Below are 23,893 nucleotides of genomic sequence, written 5' to 3' on the forward strand. Positions count from 1 at the left end.
CAACGCGTAACATCAACCCCATACCAGGCAACACCCCAACCAACACACTCGGAGCACACTCTCATGAAACGCCAAATCTTGCTTAGCCTCGCTTTCTCGGTACTCGCTGCCAATGCTTTTGCCCACCCGGTCGTGGCTGAAGGCGGTTCGGATCGCCTGATTGAAAGCCGCGTCGCCGAGGGTGGTGCCGACCGCCTGCAAGGCAACCGTGTTGCCGAAGGTGGTTCGGACCGCCTGCTGGAACGCCGTGTCGCCGAAGGTGGCGCTGATCGCCTGCAGGAACGTGGCCTGGCCGAAGGCGGTGCTGATCGTCTGCAGGAACGTGGCCTGGCCGAAGGCGGTGCTGATCGTCTTCAGGAACGTGGTCTTGCCGAAGGCGGTGCTGATCGCCTGCAAGGCAACAACGCATAATCCCGCGCTGTTTGCGGGAACCCCAAACCGGCCTGATCAGCCGGTTTTTTTTCGTCTGTGGGCGCTTGATGGACCTGATCGGCGCGACCACCAATTAGGCGACACCGACCCGTTAAGATCCAGGCCCTCAGTGCCGGGAAAAATACAACGTTATCCAAGGTCAGCCTTGGCGCATGCAAAACCGGTGGATAATTCGCCCGGACATTAAAAATGCAATTAATTGATATCTAATCAGTTTTATAATTTAACATTTTAATAATTAGGTTAGAACCAATCGGCATTTTACAGACCCCGCCCCTGCCCCTACTTTGGACGCGAATAACCGACCCCCTGCCCGGTGGAGGTGGTAATCACACCCAAGACAAGGACAGACCATGAGCATCGAATTCATCGGCTACATTGGCGGCCATCACGCTTCCGAGATCCATCCGCGCAGCGGCCCTACCCTGCAACCCGACTATGTCGAGAGCGTGGCCCGCGCCCACGAAGAGGCCGGTTTCGACCGTGCCCTGGTGGCCTTCCACTCCAACAGCCCGGACAGCACGCTGATCGCCTCCCACGCCGCCAGCGTGACCACCAGGCTGCAATTTCTCATCGCCCATCGCCCCGGTTTCGCCCAGCCCACACTGGCCGCGCGCCAATTCACCACCCTTGATGTATTCAACGGCGGGCGTACGGCGGTGCACATCATCACCGGCGGTGACGACCGCGAACTGCGCGCCGATGGCAGCCATATCGGCAAGGACGAACGCTACGCCCGCACCGACGAATACCTGAGCGTGGTACGCCAGGAATGGACCAGCGAACAGCCCTTCGACTTCAAGGGCACCTACTATCAGGTCGAAGGTGCGCACTCCACGGTGAAGTCGCCGCAGCAGCCGCATATCCCGCTGTATTTCGGCGGCTCGTCCAAAGCCGCAATCGAAGTGGCGGGCAAGCATGCCGACGTGTATGCGCTGTGGGGCGAAACTTACGAGCAGGTGCGCGAGATCGTGACCCAGGTACGCGCCGAAGCAGCCAGGCATGGGCGTACGATCCGTTTCAGCTTGTCGTTGCGGCCGATCCTCGCCGAGACCGAAGAGCTGGCATGGGCCCGGGCCGAGCGCATCCTGCAGCAGGCGACCGAGCTGGCCGAGAAAAACGGCTTTGTGCGGCGTGAACCGCCCAACGAAGGCTCGCGCCGCCTGCTCGCCGCGGCGGCTCAAGGTACCCGGCTGGATAAACGCTTGTGGACCGGGATTGCCGGGTTGCTCGGTGCACAGGGCAATTCCACCTCGCTGGTGGGCACCGCTGAGCAGGTCGCGGAAGCCTTGGTGGATTACTACGACCTGGGGATCACCACGTTCCTGATTCGCGGGTTCGACCCGCTCAATGATGCGATCGATTACGGCAAGCGCCTGATCCCCCTCACCCGCCAATTGATCGCAGAACGCGAACAGGCACAACAAGTAGCCTGAGAAAAACGCAAAACCAATGTGGGAGGGGCTTGCCCTCTCCCACATCAAGATCAGTTTTTGTAGTCGGTATCGCTACGCTCCAACTGACGGACCAGCGCATTCCAATGCCGCGCCACGCCCGGACCTTCGCCGCTGGCGTGCGCCTTGGCCTGTTGCTCGACTTTGCCCACCACTTCCTGCGGCGGGAAGATCAACTCCGCATTCCCCGCTGCCTGGGCTGCAATCTGGATATTGCAGGCCCGCTCCAGTTGCTGCAGTTGCTGAAACGCATGCTCTACGCTGACGCCCGCGGTCAACAACCCATGATTGCGCAGGATCATCACACTTTTGTCGCCCAGGTCAGCGACCAACCGCTCGCGCTCGTCAAGGTCGAGGGCAATCCCTTCATAACCGTGATAGGCCACGCGCCCGGAAAAACCGATGGAGTGCTGGGAGATCGGCAGCAAGCCGTCTTTTTGCGCCGATACCGCAATGCCGTCGCGGGTGTGGGTGTGCAGCACGGCTTGCAGGTCGTGACGCGCGCCATGGATGGCGCTGTGGATCACATAGCCGGCGTAGTTGATGCCCAGGCCCGTCGGGTCATCCACGATAGTGCCGTCGAGGTCGACCTTGACCAGGTTGGACGCGCTGATTTCATCGAACAGCAGCCCAAAGGCATTGATCAGGAAATGCTCCTCCGGGCCCGGCACGCGGGCGGAGAAGTGGGTATAGATGTGGTCGGTCCACTTGTATAAGGCGGCCAGACGATAGGCGGCGGCCAGCTTGACGCGCACTTCCCATTCTTCTGGCGTGACGCGTTGTCGGACGGTGTTGCTGGAAACGCTGGAAATCGAGGTGACGCTGCTCATGGCAAAACTTCCTGGATGGCCTTAAGGACTTCCAGGCAAGCCTAGGGGATGCAAAAAAATAATAAAAAGCACATTTTAATCTAAGCTAATTATTATTTTTTTTCATATCATGCAGCCTCCTTGATCTTGTGCAACGAGGCAGCGACCAGCTTGCCAAACGCATCCACCGGCCCCTGCAGGTTGCCCAGGAAATGCGGATAGATCAGCCACAGATCCATCACCGGCTTGAAGTCCTTGAGCGGCATCACCGCCAGGTGTTCGCGATGGGCGCTGCGCTCCAGCAACGGTCGCGGCACCAACCCCAGGCCCAGGCCGTCCGCAACCAGGCCCAATTGCAGCTCGGTGCCGAAGGTTTCCAGGTTGACCCGCAACGCCAGGCCCTGGTCAGACAAGGTGCGCTGCAGACCGGCGCGGAAGCCGCAACCATCCGGGTTGAGAACCCAGCCGTTCTGGTACACATCCGCCAGCTTGCACGGTTTCTTCGGCAACTGCGCCTTGGCGCACACCACCACCAGTTCCATCTTGCCGATGGACTCGCCGACGATGTTGTCCGGGAAAATCTTGCCCGCCGGGAACAACGCCGCCGCCGCATCCAGCTCGCCGCGCTCGATCTTGCCCACCAGTTGGCTGCCCCACCCCGTAGCGACCTGGGCACGCAGGTCGGGGTATTCGGTGCGCAGGTGCTTGAGGGCATCCAGCAGCACCACGTCGCCGATGGTCTGCGGCACGCCCAGGCGCAACAGGCCAGTGGGGGGTGCATCGGTGGCCACCAGTTCGCGCAGCGCGTCCATCTCGCGCAGGATCAACCGGCACTGCTCGTAGACGCGGGTGCCGATCAACGTGGGCTTGAGGGGCTTGGTGTTGCGGTCGAACAACTCCACCCCCAATGCCTGCTCGAAGTTCTGCACGCGACGGGTAATGGCCGGCTGGGTCAGTTGCAACGACTCGGCGGCGTGGCTGATGGACTGGCAACGAATCACTTCGACAAAGGCATCGATATCGTCAATTTTCATTTGGGCCGCACATAGAGAACAGTCATTAAGATGTGTGCGAAGCATAGTTGCAGGAAAGCTGCCTGGATAGCCCGCGCTGTGATCGATAACGTCTAACGCTATTCAGACCAGTTCTAAATTACCTTCAGCTATAAGCTAATCATTAAAAAATAGCATATTAACTATAAACATTATGCTTAGATAAGCCCATCACCACCGACCGCACGATGGAACTGTCATGACCCAGGCCCGACACCCCGAGAGACTCAGAGCCTTCATAGGCGCCCTGGCGGAATTGATCGACGGTAATCCACGCGAAGGCGACCTGCTGCACCGTGGCGGCAAGCTGCTGGCGCAACTGGTCAGCCACGACGACTGGCTTCCCGACGAATTCGCCCAACCCGATCCCGAGCGCTACCAGCAATTCCTGCTGCATGCCGATTCACGCCAGCGTTTCAGTGTCGTCAGCTTTGTGTGGGGGCCGGGGCAAAGCACACCGATCCATGACCACCGGGTATGGGGCCTGATTGGCATGCTGCGCGGCTCAGAGTTTTCCCAAGGGTTTGAACGCGCCCCTGACGGCAGCCTGGTGGCTGAAGGCAAGCCGATACGGCTGGTGCCGGGCCAGGTTGAAGCGGTGTCGCCCAAGGTCGGCGACATCCACCAGGTGAGCAACGCCCATAGCGACCAGGTGTCCATCAGTATCCATGTGTACGGCGCCAATATCGGTGCGGTGCGCCGCGCGGTGTACCAGCCCGACGGCAGCGAGAAACTGTTTATCTCCGGTTATTCCAACGCCTTTCTCCCGAATATCTGGGATTTGTCCAAAGAAAAGAGCCCTGCCCTATGACCACCCTCTCCACCCGCAGCTTTGCGCGGATTCGCCAAGCCCTGTTGGACCAAGAAGAAGTCGCCCTGATCGATGTGCGCGAAGAAGCGCCGTTCGCCGAATCCCATCCACTGTTTGCCGCGAACATCCCGCTGTCCAAGCTGGAACTGGAGGTGTATGCGCGCATTCCGCGGCGCGATACCCAGGTCACCGTGTATGACAATGGTGAAGGCCTGGCTGCCCGCGCTGCCGAACGCCTGGTTGCCTTGGGCTACACCCAGGTCAGTTTGCTTGAAGGAGGCCTGGACGGTTGGCGCAAGGCCGGTGGCGAGCTGTTCATCGACGTCAACGTACCGAGCAAGGCGTTCGGCGAACTGGTGGAAAGCGAACGCCATACGCCGTCCCTGGCCGCTGAAGAGGTGCAGGCGCTGCTCGACAGCCAGGCCGACGTAGTGGTGCTCGACGCCCGGCGTTTCGACGAATACCAGACCATGAGCATTCCCACCGGCATCAGCGTGCCGGGGGCCGAACTGGTGTTGCGCGCCCGCGAACTGGCGCCGGACCCGGCCACCCGCATCATCGTCAACTGCGCCGGGCGTACCCGCAGCATTATCGGCACTCAGTCGCTGATCAATGCCGGCGTGGCCAACCCGGTGTCGGCCCTGCGCAACGGCACCATCGGCTGGACCCTGGCCGGGCAGAAGCTTGCCCATGGCCAATCTCGACGTTTTGCGCCGACCAGCGAGGAGCATCGCCTGGCCGCCGCCATCGATGCACGCCGCGTGGCCGACAAGGCCCGCGTTGGCCGTGCCACCCTGAGCGACCTGCGTACCTGGCAGCAGGACACCACACGCACCACCTACCTGTTCGATGTCCGCACCCCGGAAGAATTCGAAGCCGGCCACCTGCCAGGCGCGCGCTCCACACCGGGCGGGCAACTGGTGCAGGAAACCGATCACGTTGCCAGCGTGCGCGGTGCGCGGCTGGTGCTGGCGGATGACGACGGCGTACGCGCAAACATGTCTGCGTCCTGGCTGGCCCAACTGGGCTGGGAAGTGCATGTGCTGGATGACCTGCAAGCGGAGCACTTCAGCGAGCAAGGTACCTGGGTCGCGCCGGTGCCGGCGCCGCCCCAGGCCGAACCGATCAGCCCCTCTACCCTCGCCGACTGGCTGGCCCATGGCGACACGGCGGTACTGGATTTCACCGCCAGCGCCAACTACGTGAAGCGCCATATCCCCGGAGCCTGGTGGGTACTGCGTGCGCAACTGCCCCAGGCCCTGGCCAAGGTGCCCGCCGCCCAGCGCTACGTGCTGACCTGCGGCAGCAGCCAACTGGCGCGCCTGGCGGTGGCTGAAGTCGAGGCCCTTACCGGCAAGCCAGTGTTCCTGCTGCAGGACGGCACCGCCGGCTGGATCAACGCGCAACTGCCGCTGGAAGAAGGCGAAACCCACTTGGCCTCGCCGCGTATCGACCGCTACCGCCGCCCGTACGAAGGCACCGACAACCCCAGGGAAGCCATGCAGGCCTATCTTGACTGGGAATTCGGCCTCGTCGACCAGTTGGCGCGCGACGGCACCCACGGTTTCCATGTGATCTGACCCACCCCGTACATGTAATGGAATCCGACCCCTTCTCCAGGCGGAGGTATCCCTTGAAACACCACAAACGCCTGGAGTTTGCCCCATGCTCTACACCACCCCTTTCAAACGCGTGCTCCTGGGCACCGCCCTCGCCCTTGGCCTGATCGGCAGCGCCGCTGCCGCTGACCTGCAACCGCTGCGGGTGGCCAACCAGAAATCGACGATCAAGGCGCTGCTGGAAGCCTCCGGCGAAACCCGGAACGTGCCTTACACAATCCAGTGGTCGGAATTCCCGTCTGCCTCACCGTTGGGCGAAGCACTCAACGCCGGTGCCGTGGACATCGGCGCCCTCGGTGATGCGCCGTACGTGTTCGCCCTCGGTGCCGGTGCATCTCTCAAGGTGGTCAGCATCATCCACTCCGAAGGGCGCAACACCACCGCCCTGGTCGTGCCCAAGGACTCACCGATCAAGACCGTTGCCGACCTCAAGGGCAAGAAGATCGTCACCGGGCGTGGTTCCATCGGCCATTACCTGGCGATCAAGGCCCTGGCCACCGCCGGCCTGACCACCCGGGACGTGCAGTTCATTTTCCTGCTGCCCAGCGAATCACGCCTGGTGCTGGATAACGGCACCGCCGACGCCTGGGCCACCTGGGACCCGTACACCACCGTAGTGACCTCGCAAAGCCAGGCACGCGTGCTGGTCAGTGGCAATAAACTGCTGAGCAACCACCTGTACCTTGCCGCCACCAGCCAGGCCATCGCCGACAAGCGCCCGCAGCTCGACGACTTTGTCGCCCGCGTTGACCGCGCCTATGCCTGGGCCAATACCCACCCCGATGAATACGCCGCCGCCCAGGCCAGGATCACCGGCCTGCCGCTGGACGTGCATGTGACGGTGGCCAAGGACACCCGCCTGAACCCGGTCACGATCGACGACGCAGTGATCAGCGGCCTGCAAGCGACCGCCGACACTTATCAACAGGAAGGCCTGCTGCTCAAGCACATCGACGTGTCGCAGGGCTTCGACAAGAGCTTCAACGCCAAGCGTGTCCCCTTCAACCAAGCCTCGCGCTAAAAGGAGCAGCACATGAGCAAGCCACGTCATTTGAAACTGGGAGCCATGGTCCATGGCGTCGGTCACGGCTGGGGCGAATGGCGCCACCCGCAGGCCCAACCAAATGCCAGCACCAGCTTCGGCTTCTACAAGCAGCAGACTGAATTGGCCGAAGCCGCCAAGTTCGACTTCGTGTTCATCGCCGACAGCCTGCATATCCACGCCAAGTCCAGCCCGCATTACCTCAATCGCTTCGAACCACTGACGATCCTGTCGGCACTCGCCGCAATCACCACACATATCGGCCTCGTCGCCACGGTGACCGTCAGCTACACCGAGCCCTACCAGGTGGCGCGCCAGTTCGCGTCCCTGGACCATATCAGCGGCGGTCGAGCCGGTTGGAACGTGGTCACCTCGTGGCTCAGCGGCACCGCCGACAACTTCGGCAAGGCCGAGCACCCGCCCCACGCCGTGCGGTACCGCATCGCCAAGGAGCACCTGGATACCGTCAAGGGCCTGTGGGACTCCTGGGAAGACGACGCCTTCACCTACAACAAACAGTCCGGCGAATTTTTCGCCCCAGGCAAGCTGCATGCACTCAACCACAAGGGCGATTTCTTCTCGGTGAAAGGCCCGCTGAACATCGCGCGTTCGCGCCAGGGCCAACCGGTGATTTTCCAGGCCGGCACCTCGGAAGACGGGCGCAACTTCGCGGCGCAGAACGCCGATGCGATCTTTGTGCACGTGGACAGCATCGAAGAAGGCCTGGCCTATTCCCAAGACCTGAAACGCCGCGCCAAGGGCTTTGGCCGCGATCCGCAAAGCCTGTCGATCCTGCCGGGCATCCGCCCGATTGTCGGCCGCGACGAGGCCGAAGTGGAAAGCCGCTACCAGCAGGCCGTGGAGCTGGTCACCGTGGAAGATGCCATCGTCGCCCTCGGCCGCCCGTTCAATGACCACGATTTCAGCCAATACCCGCTGGACGCGCCGTTCCCGGAACTGGGGGACCTGGGGTCCAACAGCCAGAAAGGCGGCTCCGACCGCATCAAGCAACTGGCCAGGGACGAAGGCTTGACCCTGCGCGAAGTGGCCCTGCGTTTCTCGCGGCCCAAACGTGATTTTGTCGGCACCCCGGAACAGGTCGCCGATGCGATCCAGACCTGGTTCGAGCGCGGCGCCAGTGACGGTTTCATCATCAACTCGGTGCTGCCGGATGGCTTGCAGTACTTCACCGAACTGGTGGCGCCGGTGTTGCAACAACGCGGCCTGCTGCGCAGCGAATACAGCGGCCAGACCCTGCGCGACAACCTGGGCCTGGAGGTGCCGGTGAACCGCTACAGCGTCGCCGCCGAGGTTGAAGCGCAGCAAGAGGCGCTGGCATGAGCCAATCCTCGCAGCCCTCCTTGCGCTCCGTGGAAGTCGCCCACTTCGACGCCTTGCTCGAACGCCTCACCACCGAGCTGGCCAGCACCGCCCATCTCTACGACGAGAGCGGCGCTTTCCCTCACGCCAACTTCAAGTTGCTGCACGAACACGGCCTGCTCGCCCTCACCGTGCCCAAGACCCTGGGCGGCGGCGGGGCCAGCCTGTCCCAGGCACGCAAGGCGATCAATGCGATTGCCAAGGGCGAGCCGTCCACTGCGCTGATCCTGGTGATGCAATACCTGCAACACACCCGCCTGCAAGACAGCAAGACCTGGCCCGTGCACCTGCGCAGGCAAGTGGCCGTAGACGCGGTGCGCAATGGCGCCTTGATCAACGCCCTGCGCGTCGAACCCGACCTCGGCACCCCGGCCCGTGGCGGGCTGCCGGCGACCACCGCCGTGCGCACCGCCGAGGGCTGGCGCATCAGCGGGCGCAAGATCTACTCCACCGGCAGCCACGGCCTGAGCTGGTTCAGCGTGTGGGCCCGCAGTGACGACGCCGACCCGCTGGTGGGCGCCTGGCTGGTGCCCAAGGACAGCCCCGGCGTGAGCATCATCGACACCTGGGACCACCTGGGCATGCGCGCCACCTGTAGCCATGAAGTGGTGCTCGACAACGTGCTGGTGCCGCTGGACCACGCTGTCAGCGTCAGCCCCTGGAGTGCGCCGGCGCCAGAGTTGGACCCCGAGGGCTTCCTGTGGATGTCAGTGTTGTTGTCCTCGGTGTACGACGCCGTGGCCCAGGCCGCCCGGGACTGGCTGGTGAACTGGCTGGAGGAGCGCCAACCGTCCAACCTCGGTGCGGCGCTGTCGACCCTGCCACGCTTCCAGGAAACCGTTGGCCATATCGACACCCTGCTGTTTGCCAATCGCAGCCTGCTCGACGCTGCTGCCGAGGGCCACACCCCGGCCGCCAACGCCGCGCAATTGAAGTACCTGGTAACGAACAACGCGATCCGCGCCGTGGAGCTGGCCATCGAAGCCTCGGGCAACCCGGGCCTGTCGCGCCATAGCCCGCTGCAACGGCACTACCGCGACGTGTTGTGCAGCCGCGTGCATACCCCACAGAACGACGCGGTATTACAAGGTGTCGGCAAGGCCGCCTTCGCCCAACGCCACAAGGAGCGCACATGAGCCAGGTGATTATCGCCAGCCAGCTGGACGAGGATTACAACGAGGTGATCCGCCAGCGCCTGGCGTCGATCCATCCCGAAGCCCAGGTGATCGGGGTGCCCGTCGGGGTGCCCAGCGACCTGCCGCCCCAGGCGAATATCCTGCTGCTGCGCCCGATCAACGTGCGCGGCTACACCGCCCCGGACACTCCGCCACCCGGTTGGCCCTACGGCGCACAGTGGGTGCACCTGGTGTCGTCGGGCATCGACTTCTACCCGCAGTGGCTGTTCAACGGCCCTCCGGTGACGACATCGCGTGGCAGCGCCGCCGACAACCTGGCCGAATTCGCCCTGGCGGCGATCTTTGCCGCGTCCAAGCACCTGCCGGCCATCTGGGTCAAGGATGACCAGTGGCACTTCACCCCGCTGCGCCCGCTCAAGGGCACCACACTGGGCATCCTGGGGTTTGGAGCGATTGGCGAACGCCTGGCGCAGAAGGCCCTGGCCCTGGGCATCAGGGTGGTGGCGCTGCGTCAAAGCCCGGCGCCGTTCAGCGCAGGCGTGGAAGCCGCCAGGGACATCCACGACCTGTTCGCCCGCGCCGATCACCTGGTGGTGGCGGCGCCGCTGACCGAGGCCACGCGGCATATCATCAACCGCGACGTCCTCGCCAGCGCCAGGCCGGGGTTGCACCTGATCAACATCGCACGGGGTGGGTTGCTGGATCAGGAGGCGTTGCTGCAAGCGCTGGACAATGGGCAGGTTGGTTTGGCATCGCTGGACGTGACCGAGCCGGAGCCGTTGCCGCTGGGGCATCCGTTGTACACCCATCCGCGGGTAAGGCTGTCGCCGCACACCTCGGCGATTTCCACCCGCAGCAAGGAGGAAATCGCCGATACGTTCCTGGCGAACCTGGCGCGGTATGCTGCCAATGTTGAGCTGTACAACCGTGCCAATTGATCGCCGCTTACTTGATGCGGTAATGAAAGGTATTGCGCACCGCCGGCACCGCAACAGCCTTGCCATCGACGATCCTCGGCTGGTAACGGAAGGTATTCGCCGCCGCCAGTGATGGCCGCATGAACAGCGGGTGGCAGCCGTCCAGCACCCTGGGGTTTTCCACGCGGCCCTGGGTGTTGACGGTGTACTCCACCGAACAATCGCCTTCGATGTTTTTGTCCAGGGCACGCTCGGGGTAGTCCGGCGCTTCCTTGCTCAAGGGCTGGTACTGGCGGCTGTCGAACGCCGGTGCCGCAGCCGGTGTCACGGCCGGTGTCGCGGCCCGCGATGTTTCAGCGGCCAGGCGCTGCTGGTCAGCACGCTGTTGTGCCTGCTCACGATTGTGCTGTTCAGTGGCCAGCCGTTGCTGCTCCTGCTGCTTTTCTTCGACGCGTTTGCGCGCCAGGGCGGCCTTTTCGAGTTTGCGCGCCTGGATCTGCGGATCGAGCGTGGGCTTTACCGGTACGGGAACCGCGACGGGCTCCGGGGGTGTGACGGCCACCGGTTCAGGCGCTGGAGCTGGAGCTGGAGCTGTCGCCGCCGGCAGCATCACCAGTTGGGTATGCATCACCCTGGGGGCCTCCACTGGCGGTACTTCCGTGGACCAGCCAAGCATCAATGCGGCCAACACCCCCACATGCAGCGCCACGGCCAGGCTGGCCGCCAAACTGTTTCGCCAGAATCCGGAAGGTCTCCGGGAAGGCATCGTCAGCATCGGACTGTGCATGATCATCGCCGTCATTGCGGGGCCTCGGTCACCAGCCCCAGGTTGCTCACCCCACCCTTCTGCAACACCGCCATGGCCGCGACCACACGGCCGTAACCGGCGTTATCGTCGGCGCGGATGTACACCTGGGTGTCGCTGCGCGCCGCCACCACCTGCATGACCTTGGCGCCCATTTCGTCGAGGGTCACCGCGCTGTCGGTCTGGTGCCGGGTGTCGAGTTCACCGCCGAGGTTCCAGTAGTAGCCGCCATCGGCCTTCACCGACAGCGTGAGGATCTGCTGGCGGGTGTCGGTGGCCAGTGCCTCGGCGGCGACCTTGGGCAGCTCGATCTTCACGCCCTGGGTGAGCATCGGTGCGGTGACCATGAAGATCACCAGCAGCACCAGCATCACGTCGATATAGGGCACCACGTTCATCTCGGCCTTGGGCCCGTGCTTGCGTTGCGGCCTTGCTAACATGAAATCGCTCCTGTTCAGGCGGCCACGGCCAGGTGGCTCGACGTGCCGCGCAGCGTGCGGTGCAGGCGTACTTGCAGTTCGTTGCCGAAGGCGTAGTAACGGGTGAGCAAGGTCTGGCCGCGTGCCGCAAAGCGGTTGTAGGCGATCACCGCCGGGATGGCCGCGAACAGGCCGATAGCCGTGGCGATCAGCGCTTCGGCGATGCCCGGCGCGACCGTCGACAGCGTGGCCTGCTGCACCTGGGACAGGCCGATGAACGAATTCATGATGCCCCATACGGTGCCGAACAGCCCGATGTAGGGGCTGACCGAACCCACCGTCGCAAGGAATTGCAGACCTTTTTCCAACTCGATTTCCTGCTCGGTGATCGCCACCTGCACGGCGCGCTCGACACCGTCCAGCACCGCCGGATCATGGCTGTGCAGGTGCTGGTATTCCTGAATGCCGGCGATAAAGATCGGCGCAATACCGCCCTCGCCCGCCTGCACGGTGTCGCGGTACAGCGGTTGCAAGTCCGGCGCAGCACGAAAGCGCTGCACAAAGCCATTCAACTGGCGCTCCAGGCGCCGCAGCACACTGCCGCGCTGGATGATCAGGTACCAACTGAGCAAGGAGGCCAGCAGCAAGGTGATCATCACCGCCTTGACCAACAGGCTGGCGTCGCTGATCAAGCCCCAGATCGTCATATGTTCCATCGTCGCGTGCATGGTGAAGCTCCTATTCGATAAAAAAGTGATGACCGGGTGATGACGGCTCAGGGCAACTTCAGCGCGCGAGTCACCTCGGCCCACGGCACCAACTTGAAGTTCTGGGTCTGCTCGGGCATGCGCTTGCGCCCGTCCTGCACCACCAGCATGCCTTGGCTCCACGGCCCGCCGAGGTTGAGGGCGGTGACTTCCAGGCCATCGGTTTCCGAGGCTCCATCGATCCCGGCCGGCGCATTCAGGCCGACGCGGAAGGCACCGTGGGTCGCGAACGGCGGCTCGGCATCCAGCACCAGGTAGCTGTCATTGCCCTGGCTGGAGATCACCAGGTAGTCGCGCTTGTCGCTCTGGTACAACGCCAGGCCCTCGACATCGGCGTGCAGCTGCGGGCCGACCTTGATCACGCTGGTGAGGGTGGCCGGCTGGTCGGCACGGGCATCCACCGCCCAGACACCGACGTCTTCTTCCCCGATAAACAGGCGCTGGCGCTGGTCATCGGCCACGCAACCCTCGGGCTGGCTGTCGACCTTGAACTGGCGCACCAACTCGCCCTGCACACGACCATCCGGTGCGCTGAGGCGGTATTGCAGGAAGGTGCCGTCCTTGCCGTTGGCGATCGCGTAGATCTCGCCACTGGCGGGCTGGTACAGGCAGATACCGTAGATCTCCTTGAGCGGTGTCGGCACTTCACCGGCTTCGCGCAGTTCGCCGCTCTGGCGGTCAATGCTGAACAGGCTCAGGCTGTTGTGATCGCGATTGCTCGCCACGGCCAGGTCGACAGTCTGCGCGCCGAGCTTGAAGTCGGGGCGTACGTCGACATTGTTGAGACGGCCCACCGCCAGCTCCTGCAACAGCTTGCCGTCAAGGTCGTAGGCCAGCAGGCCCTGCTTCTTGTTGGTGCCGAGTACGCGGCTTTTTTCCGGTTGCGCGGGGTGAACCCAGATCGCCGGGTCATCCGCCGCGTCGCCCTGGCGACCGACCGGGTCGGTCTGGCGTACGGCGGCGACTTCCGGCAGTACCGGTCCAGCCGTCACGGGTCTGGCTTTCCAGTCGAGCCTGCCCTGGTAAAGCTTGCCATTGTCGTCATCGCGCACCAGCAGTTGCTGACCGTTGACGCTGAGTTGTTCCGGCTCCTTGAGGCCTGGCAGCGTCAGACTCGATTGTTCGACCCAGCGCTTGCCGGTGTGCTGGAACAGGTGCAACTGGGCCGTCTTCGGATCGAGGGCGACCATCCCGCCCGGCACCAGCGCCATGGCGCCCGCTTCACGCTTGGGGTTGTCGAACAGCGCTACCGGCGTGCGCTTGACCTCGGCTTCCGGGTGCGCCGGGTAGGCCCACCAGCCGACGTTTTGTTCATTCACCACCAACTGATGGGTTGTGTCATCCACCTGGCAGAACTGCGCCGACGGCGGCAACGGCAGACCGCGTACGCGCTGGGGTTCGCTGAGCAGTGTGGCGCCATTGCCCACCAGCCATTGCTCGCCCTTGCCCTCTTCACCCACCAGGAACACAAACAGGTGGGCGGCGCCGTCGCGGTACAGACACAGGCCGTTCACCGGGTAGTCGCGAGTGGGCAGGTACAGCGGTATGCCAAAGGTTTTGGCGGACGCGTCAAGGTTGATCAGCACGGCTTGCTGGCGGTCGTTGTCGAGGCTGGCGACCAGTACCTGGGTGCCGGCAGCGCGGGTGTCGAGGCTGCTGAAGTTGCCGTTGAAACGGGCGAGTTCGGTACCTTTGGCGTCGAGCAGTTGCAGGCCGTTGCGGGTGCTGGCGGTGAGGCGCTCGGTGCTGCTCAGCACGGCCATGGCCTCGGCATTGAGGCTGGGTGCCCAAGGGGTCAGGGCCAGGTCTGTGGCCATTGCCGGCGCACAGAGGGTCAATGCCATTAGCAGGTACAGCCTGGAAATCTTCATGTACGGCTCAATCCGTCAAAAACAATGGAGATCCAATGTGGGAGGGGGCTTGCCCCCGATAGCAGTGTGTCAGTCAACACAGATGCCAGCTGGGCCACAGCCATCGGGGGCAAGCCCCCTCCCACATTGGAATGGAGGTGTGGGTTAGAAGTGAGTGAAGGTCAGGCCCAGCTTGTAGGTCGGGCCGTACTCTTCGTATTGGCCGTTGTAGCTGCGGTGGCCGGTGTAGACGAAGTACGACTCATCGGTGAGGTTCTGCGCTTCGAAGCTGACTTGCAGGTTCTTGGTCAGCGAGTAGCGCGCGCTGAAGTCGACAAAGGTCTGCGCGTCCACATGCAGGTCGTGGGCCTTGTCGTTGATCGACGCCAGCTCAAAGAGGTAGGCCGATTTGTAGTTGGCCGACAGGCGCAGGCTGAGCGTGTCGTCTTCCCAACCGAGCATCAGGTTGCCGACGGTGTCGGACTGGTTGGGCAGGCTGATGTGGCGCTTGCGGTTCGTACCACTGGCACTGTCGAAACCTTCGATGTCGGCGCTGGAGCGGCTGAACGTAGTGTTGGCGCCGATCAGCAGGCCGTTCCACGGCGCGGGCAGCCAGTCGAACTTCTGTGAGTAGGCCAGCTCCAGGCCGTAGAGCCTGGCGCTGTCGCCGTTGGCGTAGGTGTGGGCCTCGGCGAAGTTGGTCCAGGCGCCGGTGCCGGCCAGGTCGGTGTTGTAGACGAAGTTCTTGATGTCCTTGTAGAACACGAACGCCGAGACGGTGCCGGCGCGGCCCATGAAGTGCTCGATGCCCAGGTCCAGGTTGCTCGACTCCAGGGGCTTGAGGTCCGGGTTGCCGAAGGTGGCTTCGTCATCATCGATCACAAAACCCGGCGCCAACTGGCCAAAGGTCGGGCGGACCACGGACTTGGTCCAGGCCGCGCGCACCTGGGTGTTCTTGTCGATCTGGTAGCGCGCATGCAGGCCCGGCAGCCAATGGTGATAGCGGCGCTGGGTGTCGGTCGGGGTGAACACGCCATCGGTGGCGCCGGTGCCCTTGGCTTCGAACTCGGTGCCTTCGTAGCGCAGGCCAGCGATGAAGCGCCAGTCGTCGATGTCGACGGTGTTCATCAGGTAGCCGGCGTTGATGTCTTCGCGAATGGTGAAGTCGTTGACCCGGGATTCGGTCTCGTCGTAGAAGTCCGCCGGGTTGAGGCCGCCTATCAGCTGCTTGATCGCGCTGGGGCTGATGCCGGGGCCGTAGCTGCCCAGGCGGTAGTCGACAGTGCCCTTCTGGAACTGGCTGAGATTGAGCTGGTCGGCAGTGAAGCCGAGGGTGTCGAAGTCTTTGTAGACCCAGGCCTCCAGGTCGTTGTCCTTGTTGCGGCGGCTGACCTTGCCGCCAAATTTGACCTGGGACGCATAGCCGCTCAGGTCGTAGTCGCGGGCCAGGTCCAGGCGCAGGTTTTTCTCGGTGTCCTGGGTGTTCTGTTTTTCCCAGTCGACTTTGTCGAGGCTGAAGTTGCGCGCGTCGTAGAAGGCGCTGCCGATGATCGGGCGTGGCTTGTCCTTGTCATGGAAACCACTGTTGGCAAAGTCGCCGCCGTCAAAGGTGGCACCAGCGATGTGCGCCGGGCTGTCTTCGCTGGATTGGCTGTAGCCGGCCTGGCCGCTCAGGGTCCACAGGCCGAGCATGCGTTCGCCGCCGAATACGTAGGACTGGATTTCCTGGGTCTCTTCGCGGTTCTTCAGCTTGCGCTTGCCCTCGGCATCGCCCAGTTGGCCGGGGGCCTGCGGGTCGGCGAATTCGAGGCTGGTGGAGTTGCGGGTTTCGGTGTCTTTGTAGCGGCTGTAGAGAGTGCGCAGGTAGTAGCTGCTGAAGTCGTCGGGCTTGTAATCGAAGTTCAGGCCGCCACCGGCCCGTTCGCGGCTGATGTCGTAGTCACGCTGTTCGAACTCGTTGAGCCGGGCGCCGTCGGTGAAGTCCCAGGCGCCGCCGGTCTCGACGTTGTCCGAGCCGAAGTCGCGCTTCTGCCAGCTCAGCGCGGCGGCGACGCCGAAGTTGTCGATGCCGTCGCCGAGGCTGAAACGGTTGCTGGCCGCGCCGGAGAATTTGGGGCTGGTCTGGCTCGTGTTCTTGTCGTAGCTGGCCTCGGTGCTGCCGGTGTAGAACAGGCCCTTGTGGTCGAAGGCCGACAGGCTTTGCACATCGACGGTGCCGCCAAGGGAGTTGGCGTCCATGTCCGGGGTGAGGGTCTTGATCACCGACAGTGACTGCACCAGTTCGGAGGGCAGCACATCGAGGGCCACGGCGCGGCGGGCGCTCTCCGGGGCAGGCACCAGGGTGCCGTTGATGGTCACGCTGTTGAGGTCCGGGCCCAGGCCACGCACGCTGACGAAGCGCCCTTCGCCCTGGTCGCGCTCCACGCTGATACCCGGCAAGCGCTGCGCCGCTTCGGCGACGTTTTCATCCGGTAGCTGGGCCACGCCGTCGGCATGCACCACGCTCTTGATGCTGTCGGAATTGCGTTGCTCCTTGAGCGCCTGGTCGATGGCCGCTGCCTGGCCGACCACTTCGACGTGCTCGGTGTTGGCCGCCTCGGCCGCATTGAGCCGCTCACTGGCAATCGCCAGGGCCAAGGCAGTAAGCGTAAAGCTGACGAGCCCGGTGCGCTTGTACATGCAATCCTCCCCAAGAGTCCATTGGCGCCAGGCAAGAGGCCCGGCAACTGGGAGGGCACGCTAGGGGTGGGGGATGACGGTTCTGTGACAGGGTGTGGTGGGAAGGCCCGTAAACCGGGGGTTTGAGCAGGATCCTAGGTTGGAATGAGCTGAAATGACCTGTGAAGATCAACTGTGGGAGGGGGCTTGCCCCCGATAGCGGTGGTTCAGCCCATGGTTTCTCACTGACGCACCGCTATCGGGGGCAAGCCCCCTCCCACATTTTCTGCTTTTCATTGTCGACGGGATGAGCTGATTCGACCCTCCCCCACCGTCATGCAACCGTCACATCCATCTGCTGTGCTGGCGCCCACGACTGAACCTTGCAAGGACTCGCGGCCATGTTTTCCGTGCTCAAACCCCACCGCTGGAAACTCTCCCTGCTGCTGATCGCGGCCAACCTGGGGCTGATCCTGCACCTGGCCTGCGGCGAGTTGAAAAGCGTCAGCGAGTGGGTGTGGCTGGATATCTTCGGTGAAGGCGGCTCCGCCCTGCTCGCCCTGGTCTGGCTGGGGCTGGTGCTGAAAAGCCGTCCGGCCGGGCGCGTGACCAACTACCTGGCGCTGGGCCTGTCATGCATCTTCTTCTCCTGGTGGATCGACAGCCTCGACGAATTCATCCGCCTGCCCGACAGCATCACCTGGGACCACTGGCTGGAGTCCGGGCCGATGCCGGTGGGCATGATCCTGCTGACCATCGGCATCTACCACTGGCACCGCGAACAACTGGCGATCAGCGCACAGATGGAGAAACGCGAACGGTTGTTCCGCGAGCATCGGCTGTTCGACAAACTCACACCCCTGGCCGGCGCCGACTACCTCAAGCGCCAGTTGGCCGACAGCCTGCAAGACAGCCAGACCCAGCAGCAACCACTGTCCCTGCTGGCCCTGGACCTGGACCACTTCGCCGCCATCAACCAGGCCTACGGGCATGCCGAAGGCGATGCGGTGTTGCAGGCCCTCAGCCATTTGCTGTTGCTCAACCTGCGTCGCCAGGACCTGCTGTGCCGCCTGGCCGGCGACCGTTTTGTGGTGCTGCTGCCCAACACCGGTGAGCGCCAGGCCAAGGAGCTGGCGCTGGAGTTGCAGCAGGCGGTGCACGGCCTCGCACACAAGACCCGGCTGCACGGGGAACGCCTGCAACTGGTAGCGACCACCGCCGTGGTCATGGCCTTGGACGAGCCGCCCCAGGACTTGCTCAAACGCCTCAACCTGGCCCTGGCCAGGGCCAAGCAACCCCTGGCGAAAAGCGCCTGAGATGGCCGTGAAAACCAGCTGGTATGAAGCCGACAGCCGCTTCATACCAGGGCACTACCAACCCGCCACGCTGATCGACCTGGCCTTGTCCCGGGACATCGACAGCCATCGCCTGCTGCGCGGCACGGGACTGTTTCACGAGGACATCCTGGCCGGCACGGCGCGGTTGAGCCCGCAGCAGTTTTTCGGGTTGATCGGCAACAGTCGCAAATTGCTCGACGCCGACGACAGCAGCTTTCTGTTCGGCCAGCGACTCCTGCCCGGTTATTACGGCGCGGCCAGCCATGCCCTGGGCCATGCGCAGAACCTGCACCAGGCCCTGGAGATCCTGATCCAGCAACAGGTGCTGCTCAGCCCGCTGGTCACCTTGCACCTGGAACTGGATGCGCACCATGCCTACCTGTACTGGCGGGACAGTTGCGGCGCCGGCGAGCATTGGCGGTTTTTACTGGAAGCCGGCATGACCTCGCTGGTTGCCATGAGCCAGTGGCTCAGTGGCGAGCGCTTGCCGTGGGTGTGCTGTTTCAGTCATGCCGAACCGCGCTACATCGAGCAGTATTGGGTGCACCTGGGCGAAGAGACGCGCTTCGAACGGCCGCTGGATATGCTGAGCATCCCCCGCGAGTACCTCACCCGCGCGTGGCCGGGCGCCTCGGCCACCGCCGGCCAGGTCGCACGCCAGCAGGCCCGCGAACAGATCGAACAGCTGGGCTTTGCCAGCAGCTTTCTCGACTGCCTCTACGACTACCTGCGCGAACAGGTACGCCAACCGCCCAGCCTGGAACAGGCCGCGCAGGCCTTCGCCATGAGCCCGGCGACCCTCAAGCGCAAGTTGCACAAGCATGACACCGGCTTTCAGCAACAGGTGGACCGCGTGCGCAAGCAGGTGGCGCTGCACCTGTACCAGGTCAAGGGCTACAGCAATGATGAAGTGGCGGCGTACCTGAACTTCAACGATGCGGCGAACTTTCGCCGTTCGTTCAAGCGCTGGACCGGCAGTACGCCCAACCTGATCCGCCAGCTGTTCAACAGCCGCTAGCCAGGCGTTCGCGCAGGAACTCCACCAGCGCCTGCACCGGCCGCGAGCTTTGCCGGTGCTGGGGGTACACCGCCGACAGTGTCAGGTCTTCGGGGGCGAACTCATCCAGCACCGTGACCAGGCGGCCATCCTTCAACGCCTCGCCGACGATAAAGGTCGGCAGGTAGGTCACGCCCAGGCCGGCGATGGCGGTATCGCGCAGCAAGTCGCCATTGTTCACGCGCATGCGCCCACTCACGCTCAGCGCCTGCAACTTGCCCTTGAAGCGCCACTGCACCTGGCGGCCATGGCCGTAGGGCAGGCAATCGTGGTCGGCGAGGTCATCGGGTTTCTGCGGGGTGCCGCGCAAGGCCAGGTAGTCGGGGCTGGCGCAATACACCCGGGGGATGCTGGCGATACGCCGAGCGATCAGGGTGGAATCTTCCAGGGTGCCGATGCGCAAGACCAGGTCGTAGCCTTCGCCGATCAGGTCCACGGGGCGGTCGCTCAAGTCGACCTCCACCGCCACCTGGGGATGGCGCTGCAGGAACAACGGCAACAGGCAACCCAGATGGGCCATGGCAAACGACAACGGCGCGCTGAGGCGAATGGTGCCGCGCGGTTCGCTGTTCTGGCCGGCGATGCCCTGCTCCACTTGCTCGACTTCACTGAGCAGGCGCAAGGCGGATTCGTAGTAACTCTGGCCGAGTGGCGTGACATCCAGGCGGCGGGTGGAGCGATTGAGCAGGCGTACGCCGAGGCGATCTTCCAGCTGGATCAGGCGGCGGCTGACGAATTGCTTGGACAGGCCCAACTGTTCGGCGGCGGCGGTGAAGCTGCCGGATTCCATGACTTGGCAGAACAGGCGCATGTCTTCGAAGGGGTTCATTGTCGCTTCTCGGTGGACATTTGGTGTTTTTTATAACGGGTATGTCGCCACACCACAAATCAAATGTGGGAGGGGCGGTGCGACGATTCGACTTGCCCCCGATGGCAGTGTGACTGACACACCGCTATCGGGGGCAAGTCGAATCGTCGCACCGCCCCTCCCACAGGGATCACCTACAGACTTGAGAGCCAGTTACTTGGTAAACGCCGAGTAGCTGTTCATCAGGTTGCGGTAGTTGGGAATACGCGGCGACAGCAGGTTGGCCAGGCCTTCCATGTCGTTGCGCCAGTCGCGCTGCAGTTCGCAAGCCACGGCAAACCAGTTCACCAGTTGCGCACCAGCGGCAGTCATGCGCGCCCAGGCGGCTTGTTGTACGGTTTCGTTGAAGGTGCCCGACGCGTCAGTGACCACGAACACCTCAAAGCCTTCCTCCAGGGCGCACAAGGTCGGGAACGCGACGCACACGTCCGTCACCACGCCGGCAATGATGATCTGCTTGCGGCCAGTCGCCTTGACGGCCTTCACGAAATCTTCGTTGTCCCAGGCATTGATCTGGCCAGGGCGGGCGATGTACGGCGCGTCCGGGAACAGGGCTTTGAGCTCTGGCACCAGCGGGCCGTTGGGACCGCTTTCGAAGCTGGTGGTGAGGATGGTCGGCAGGTTGAAGAACTTCGCCACATCGGCCAAGGCCAGGACGTTGTTCTTGAATTCGTTGGGGGAGAAATCCTGCACCAGGGAAATCAGGCCAGTCTGGTGGTCGACCAACAGTACAACGGCGTCATCTTTGTTCAAACGAGGGCTAGCCATGGTTCAACTCCTTACGGGGGGATGGGTAATCAAAACGCAAAACACGAGCAGCCGAATGCACCCCAGAAACCCTGGAAGTCGCTGACCGGCACGCTGGAATGGCGGGCTTTTTCGTGGCTGTGGGCATGCACGCCGCACGGGCCGCTGCACTGGTGCACCTGCGCCTGCAACGGCGAGCCTGGGCGCCAGTGCCCTGGCACCTTGACCACCGGCGACCAATCCGGCAGTACCGGCACGCGCGGGGGTGCGAAGTCTTCGAAGTCACCGGCACCGTAGACCACCTTGCCGCCGACCACGGTCAGGACCGACTCGATCCACTTGATGGCTTCCTCATCGACACTGAAGAAGTCCGCCGACAGCGCCGCCACGTCCGCCAACTGCCCGACCTTGATCTGGCCCTTCTTGCCCTGCTCGGACGAGAACCAGGCGCTGCCGTGGGTGAACAATTCCAGCGCGGTCAGGCGCGACAGGCCTTCGGCATGCAGTTCCAGGCCACCGACGGTGCGGCCGCTGACCATCCAGTACAGCGAGGTCCACGGGTTGTAGCTCGACACCCGCGTCGCATCGGTGCCCGCGCCCACCGGCACGCCTTCGGCCAGCATGCGCTTGATCGGTGGCGTGGCTTCGGCGGCTTTGGCGCCGTAGCGCTCGACAAAATATTCGCCCTGGAACGCCATGCGGTCCTGGATCGCAATACCGCCACCCAGGGCACGTACACGCTCGATATTTCTCGGGGTAATGGTTTCGGCGTGGTCAAAAAACCACGGCAGGCCATTGAACGGAATGTCGCGGTTGACCTTCTCGAACACGTCGAGCATGCGCGAGATGGACTCGTCATAGGTGGCGTGCAAACGGAACGGCCAGCGCTGTTCAACCAGGTGGCGCACCACCGGCTCCAGTTCCTGCTCCATGGTCAGCGGCAGGTCGGGACGCGGTTCGAGGAAATCTTCGAAGTCGGCGGCCGAGAACACCAGCATTTCGCCAGCGCCGTTGTGGCGCAGGTAATCGTCGCCCTGGTGCAGGGTGACGCTGCCGGTCCAGTTCTTGAAGTCGCTGAGTTCTTCCTTGGGCTTCTGGGTAAACAGGTTGTAGGCGATACGCACCGTCAACTGTTGGTCCTTGGCCAGTTGCTCGATCACTGCGTAGTCATCGGGGTAGTTCTGGAAGCCGCCGCCGGCGTCGATGGCACTGGTGAGGCCCAGGCGATTGAGTTCACGCATGAACTGGCGGGTGGAGTTGACCTGGTATTCCAACGGCAGTTTCGGGCCCTTGGCCAGGGTCGAGTACAGAATCATCGCGTTCGGCCGCGCCACCAGCATGCCGGTGGGGTTGCCGTTGCTGTCACGCACGATCTCGCCACCCGGCGGGTTCGGCGTGTCCTTGGTATAGCCGGCCACACGCAGCGCTGCGCGGTTGAGCAAGGCGCGGTCGTACAAGTGCAGCACGAACACCGGCGTATCGGGCGCGGCCTGGTTCAACTCTTCCAGGGTCGGCATGCGTTTTTCGGCGAACTGGAATTCGTTCCAGCCCCCCACCACGCGCACCCATTGCGGGGTCGGCGTGCGGTCGGCCTGGTCCTTGAGCATGCGCAGGGCATCGGCCAGGGACGGCACGCCTTCCCAGCGCAGCTCGAGGTTGTAATTCAAGCCGCCACGGATCAGGTGCAGGTGCGAGTCATTGAGGCCGGGGATGACGGTGCGGCCCTTGAGGTCGATGACCTGGGTACCACTGCCGCGCAGGGCCATGGCTTCACCGTCGGTGCCCACGGCGACAAACCGCCCCTCACGGATGGCGACGGCCGTGGCGCGCGGGTTTTCACGGTCCACGGTGTGGAACTGGCCATTGAACAGAATCAGGTCGGCGTTCATAGGGTTTCCTTTACAGAGGCTTCGAGCCAGGGAGCGAACAGGCGGGTGGCCGCCGGCATCAGCAGGTAGACCACCAGCACGACGATGGTCACGGTTACCAGAAACGTGGCGACCACGTAGTTGGAGAGAAACGGGTGCAGGCGCAGCACCGGGCCCCACACGATCGGCACCAGCAGGGTCAGCGGCAGGATCACGCACAGGGTGACCACCGCCTGCTTCCAGCGCGGCGGCTTGGCGGCGTTCGGGGTTTCGGGATTGAACCAGAACTCGTTGACCGCGCCGATTTCGGTGTTGTCACCGTCGGCAAGCATGGGCGCGGCTTCGGCGATCAGGGTTTTGCGCTCGGGGGAGTCGAGCCAGGTTTGCAGGTCATCGGTGGAACGGTAGCGCAACACACAGGTAAACAGCGCCAGGTTGCCCTGTTTGCCGCGTACCACGTCGACACCGAGGTGGCCAGGGCGGTCGCCGGCGATGCGGACGATGCGGCGCAGCCAGGCTTCGTAGTCAGCCTCCAGGCCGGGTTTGATGAGGTGCTTGACCACCAGGGTGACGACTTCGTCGGGGCCTGGTTTTGTGGTTGGGTCCATGGGGTGTCCCTCTGCCGTGAAGATTCAGCGATGAGGGAGTTTGAGGGGGGATGGGGTGGGGAAAATTGGATGTACGTGCTGTTTGGGGGGGGTTGTGCTGAGTACATATCCGTTATTTGGGTGATGGCGGATATTGGTTCCGCCCTTACGGCGGGTCACTTTTGAAAAGAGCGCAAAAGTAACCAAAAGGCCTTCGCCCCAACACTCGGCACCTCGCCTAGGCTCGGTGTGCCCGTAATCCGACAGTGATTTGGGGG

21 protein-coding genes are annotated in these 23,893 nt (G+C 63.4%); 10 read left to right on the forward strand and 11 right to left on the reverse strand.

Annotated features, from left to right (window positions below):
- The first annotated feature begins 63 nt into the window (after positions 1-63).
- The gene (locus tag BFN10_RS13585; protein ID WP_071490091.1) at positions 64-411 is read left to right on the forward strand and encodes a hypothetical protein; all 348 of its coding nucleotides are present in this window, start codon (positions 64-66) and stop codon (positions 409-411) included.
- 374 nt (positions 412-785) lie between these two features.
- Positions 786-1,868, forward strand: coding sequence for an LLM class flavin-dependent oxidoreductase (locus BFN10_RS13590; RefSeq protein ID WP_071490092.1), 1,083 nt, complete (start codon positions 786-788; stop codon positions 1,866-1,868).
- Positions 1,869-1,918: 50 nt separating this feature from the next.
- Here the strand turns inward: BFN10_RS13590 and BFN10_RS13595 are convergent, their stop codons facing one another.
- Entirely contained in the window at positions 1,919-2,716 is a 798-nt protein-coding gene (locus BFN10_RS13595) for a class II aldolase/adducin family protein (RefSeq protein ID WP_071490093.1), read from the reverse strand.
- Positions 2,717-2,823: 107 nt separating this feature from the next.
- Positions 2,824-3,729 (reverse strand): LysR family transcriptional regulator, encoded by a 906-nt coding sequence (locus BFN10_RS13600; RefSeq protein ID WP_071490094.1) that lies wholly within the window; start codon positions 3,727-3,729, stop codon positions 2,824-2,826.
- Positions 3,730-3,946: 217 nt separating this feature from the next.
- Between BFN10_RS13600 and BFN10_RS13605 the strand changes: the two genes are divergently transcribed.
- The 6 genes from BFN10_RS13605 to BFN10_RS13630 all read left to right on the forward strand — a co-directional run bounded on the left by BFN10_RS13605 (position 3,947) and on the right by BFN10_RS13630 (position 10,673).
- A complete protein-coding gene (locus tag BFN10_RS13605; RefSeq protein ID WP_071490095.1) occupies positions 3,947-4,558 on the forward strand; it encodes a cysteine dioxygenase family protein in 612 nt (203 codons plus the stop codon).
- Positions 4,555-6,138: a rhodanese-related sulfurtransferase gene (locus BFN10_RS13610; RefSeq protein WP_071490096.1), complete on the forward strand. Its 1,584-nt coding sequence runs from the start codon at positions 4,555-4,557 to the stop codon at positions 6,136-6,138. Before BFN10_RS13605 ends, BFN10_RS13610 begins: the two co-directional genes overlap by 4 nt.
- 85 nt (positions 6,139-6,223) lie before the next feature.
- Positions 6,224-7,198, forward strand: coding sequence for an ABC transporter substrate-binding protein (locus tag BFN10_RS13615; RefSeq protein ID WP_071490097.1), 975 nt, complete (start codon positions 6,224-6,226; stop codon positions 7,196-7,198).
- A gap of 12 nt (positions 7,199-7,210) precedes the next feature.
- Complete coding sequence (locus tag BFN10_RS13620; RefSeq protein ID WP_071490098.1) at positions 7,211-8,560, forward strand: LLM class flavin-dependent oxidoreductase; 1,350 nt, start codon at positions 7,211-7,213, stop codon at positions 8,558-8,560.
- Complete coding sequence (locus BFN10_RS13625) at positions 8,557-9,735, forward strand: acyl-CoA dehydrogenase family protein (RefSeq protein ID WP_071490099.1); 1,179 nt, start codon at positions 8,557-8,559, stop codon at positions 9,733-9,735. Before BFN10_RS13620 ends, BFN10_RS13625 begins: the two co-directional genes overlap by 4 nt.
- A complete protein-coding gene (locus BFN10_RS13630) occupies positions 9,732-10,673 on the forward strand; it encodes a D-isomer specific 2-hydroxyacid dehydrogenase family protein (protein WP_071490100.1) in 942 nt (313 codons plus the stop codon). Before BFN10_RS13625 ends, BFN10_RS13630 begins: the two co-directional genes overlap by 4 nt.
- 7 nt (positions 10,674-10,680) lie before the next feature.
- Here BFN10_RS13630 and BFN10_RS13635 read toward each other — a convergent pair whose 3' ends face one another.
- From BFN10_RS13635 to BFN10_RS13655, 5 genes are all read right to left on the reverse strand, one after another.
- Positions 10,681-11,454, reverse strand: a complete 774-nt coding sequence (locus BFN10_RS13635; protein ID WP_071490101.1) for an energy transducer TonB — start codon at positions 11,452-11,454, stop codon at positions 10,681-10,683.
- Positions 11,451-11,897, reverse strand: coding sequence for a protein TolR (gene tolR, locus BFN10_RS13640; protein ID WP_071490102.1), 447 nt, complete (start codon positions 11,895-11,897; stop codon positions 11,451-11,453). Before tolR ends, BFN10_RS13635 begins: the two co-directional genes overlap by 4 nt.
- A gap of 14 nt (positions 11,898-11,911) precedes the next feature.
- Positions 11,912-12,604, reverse strand: coding sequence for a protein TolQ (gene tolQ, locus BFN10_RS13645; RefSeq protein WP_071490103.1), 693 nt, complete (start codon positions 12,602-12,604; stop codon positions 11,912-11,914).
- A gap of 47 nt (positions 12,605-12,651) precedes the next feature.
- A complete protein-coding gene (locus tag BFN10_RS13650; RefSeq protein WP_071490104.1) occupies positions 12,652-14,514 on the reverse strand; it encodes a phytase in 1,863 nt (620 codons plus the stop codon).
- A gap of 144 nt (positions 14,515-14,658) precedes the next feature.
- Entirely contained in the window at positions 14,659-17,172 is a 2,514-nt protein-coding gene (locus BFN10_RS13655) for a TonB-dependent receptor (RefSeq protein ID WP_071490105.1), read from the reverse strand.
- Positions 17,173-17,552: 380 nt separating this feature from the next.
- Between BFN10_RS13655 and BFN10_RS13660 the strand changes: the two genes are divergently transcribed.
- Together BFN10_RS13660 and BFN10_RS13665 are read left to right on the forward strand one after the other, a co-directional pair.
- Positions 17,553-18,467 carry a GGDEF domain-containing protein gene (locus tag BFN10_RS13660; RefSeq protein ID WP_071490106.1) on the forward strand — a complete coding sequence of 305 codons (915 nt, stop codon included), beginning with the start codon at positions 17,553-17,555 and terminating at the stop codon, positions 18,465-18,467.
- A gap of 1 nt (position 18,468) precedes the next feature.
- On the forward strand, positions 18,469-19,506 hold the full coding sequence (locus tag BFN10_RS13665; RefSeq protein ID WP_071490107.1) for an AraC family transcriptional regulator: 1,038 nt from the start codon (positions 18,469-18,471) through the stop codon (positions 19,504-19,506).
- Here BFN10_RS13665 and BFN10_RS13670 read toward each other — a convergent pair.
- The 4 genes from BFN10_RS13670 to BFN10_RS13685 all read right to left on the reverse strand — a co-directional run bounded on the left by BFN10_RS13670 (position 19,493) and on the right by BFN10_RS13685 (position 23,636).
- Positions 19,493-20,374, reverse strand: coding sequence for a LysR family transcriptional regulator (locus BFN10_RS13670; RefSeq protein WP_058425557.1), 882 nt, complete (start codon positions 20,372-20,374; stop codon positions 19,493-19,495). The genes BFN10_RS13665 and BFN10_RS13670 overlap by 14 nt on opposite strands.
- 192 nt (positions 20,375-20,566) lie before the next feature.
- Positions 20,567-21,181 (reverse strand): isochorismate family cysteine hydrolase YcaC, encoded by a 615-nt coding sequence (ycaC, locus tag BFN10_RS13675; RefSeq protein ID WP_071490108.1) that lies wholly within the window; start codon positions 21,179-21,181, stop codon positions 20,567-20,569.
- Positions 21,182-21,210: 29 nt separating this feature from the next.
- The gene (locus BFN10_RS13680) at positions 21,211-23,049 is read right to left on the reverse strand and encodes an amidohydrolase (protein WP_071490109.1); all 1,839 of its coding nucleotides are present in this window, start codon (positions 23,047-23,049) and stop codon (positions 21,211-21,213) included.
- Complete coding sequence (locus tag BFN10_RS13685) at positions 23,046-23,636, reverse strand: antibiotic biosynthesis monooxygenase (protein WP_071490110.1); 591 nt, start codon at positions 23,634-23,636, stop codon at positions 23,046-23,048. The genes BFN10_RS13680 and BFN10_RS13685 overlap by 4 nt, the downstream gene beginning before the upstream one ends.
- Positions 23,637-23,893 lie beyond the last annotated feature (257 nt).

Origin of the sequence: Pseudomonas extremorientalis (assembly GCF_001870465.1) — a bacterium.
Taxonomy (GTDB): Bacteria; Pseudomonadota; Gammaproteobacteria; order Pseudomonadales; family Pseudomonadaceae; genus Aquipseudomonas; species Aquipseudomonas extremorientalis.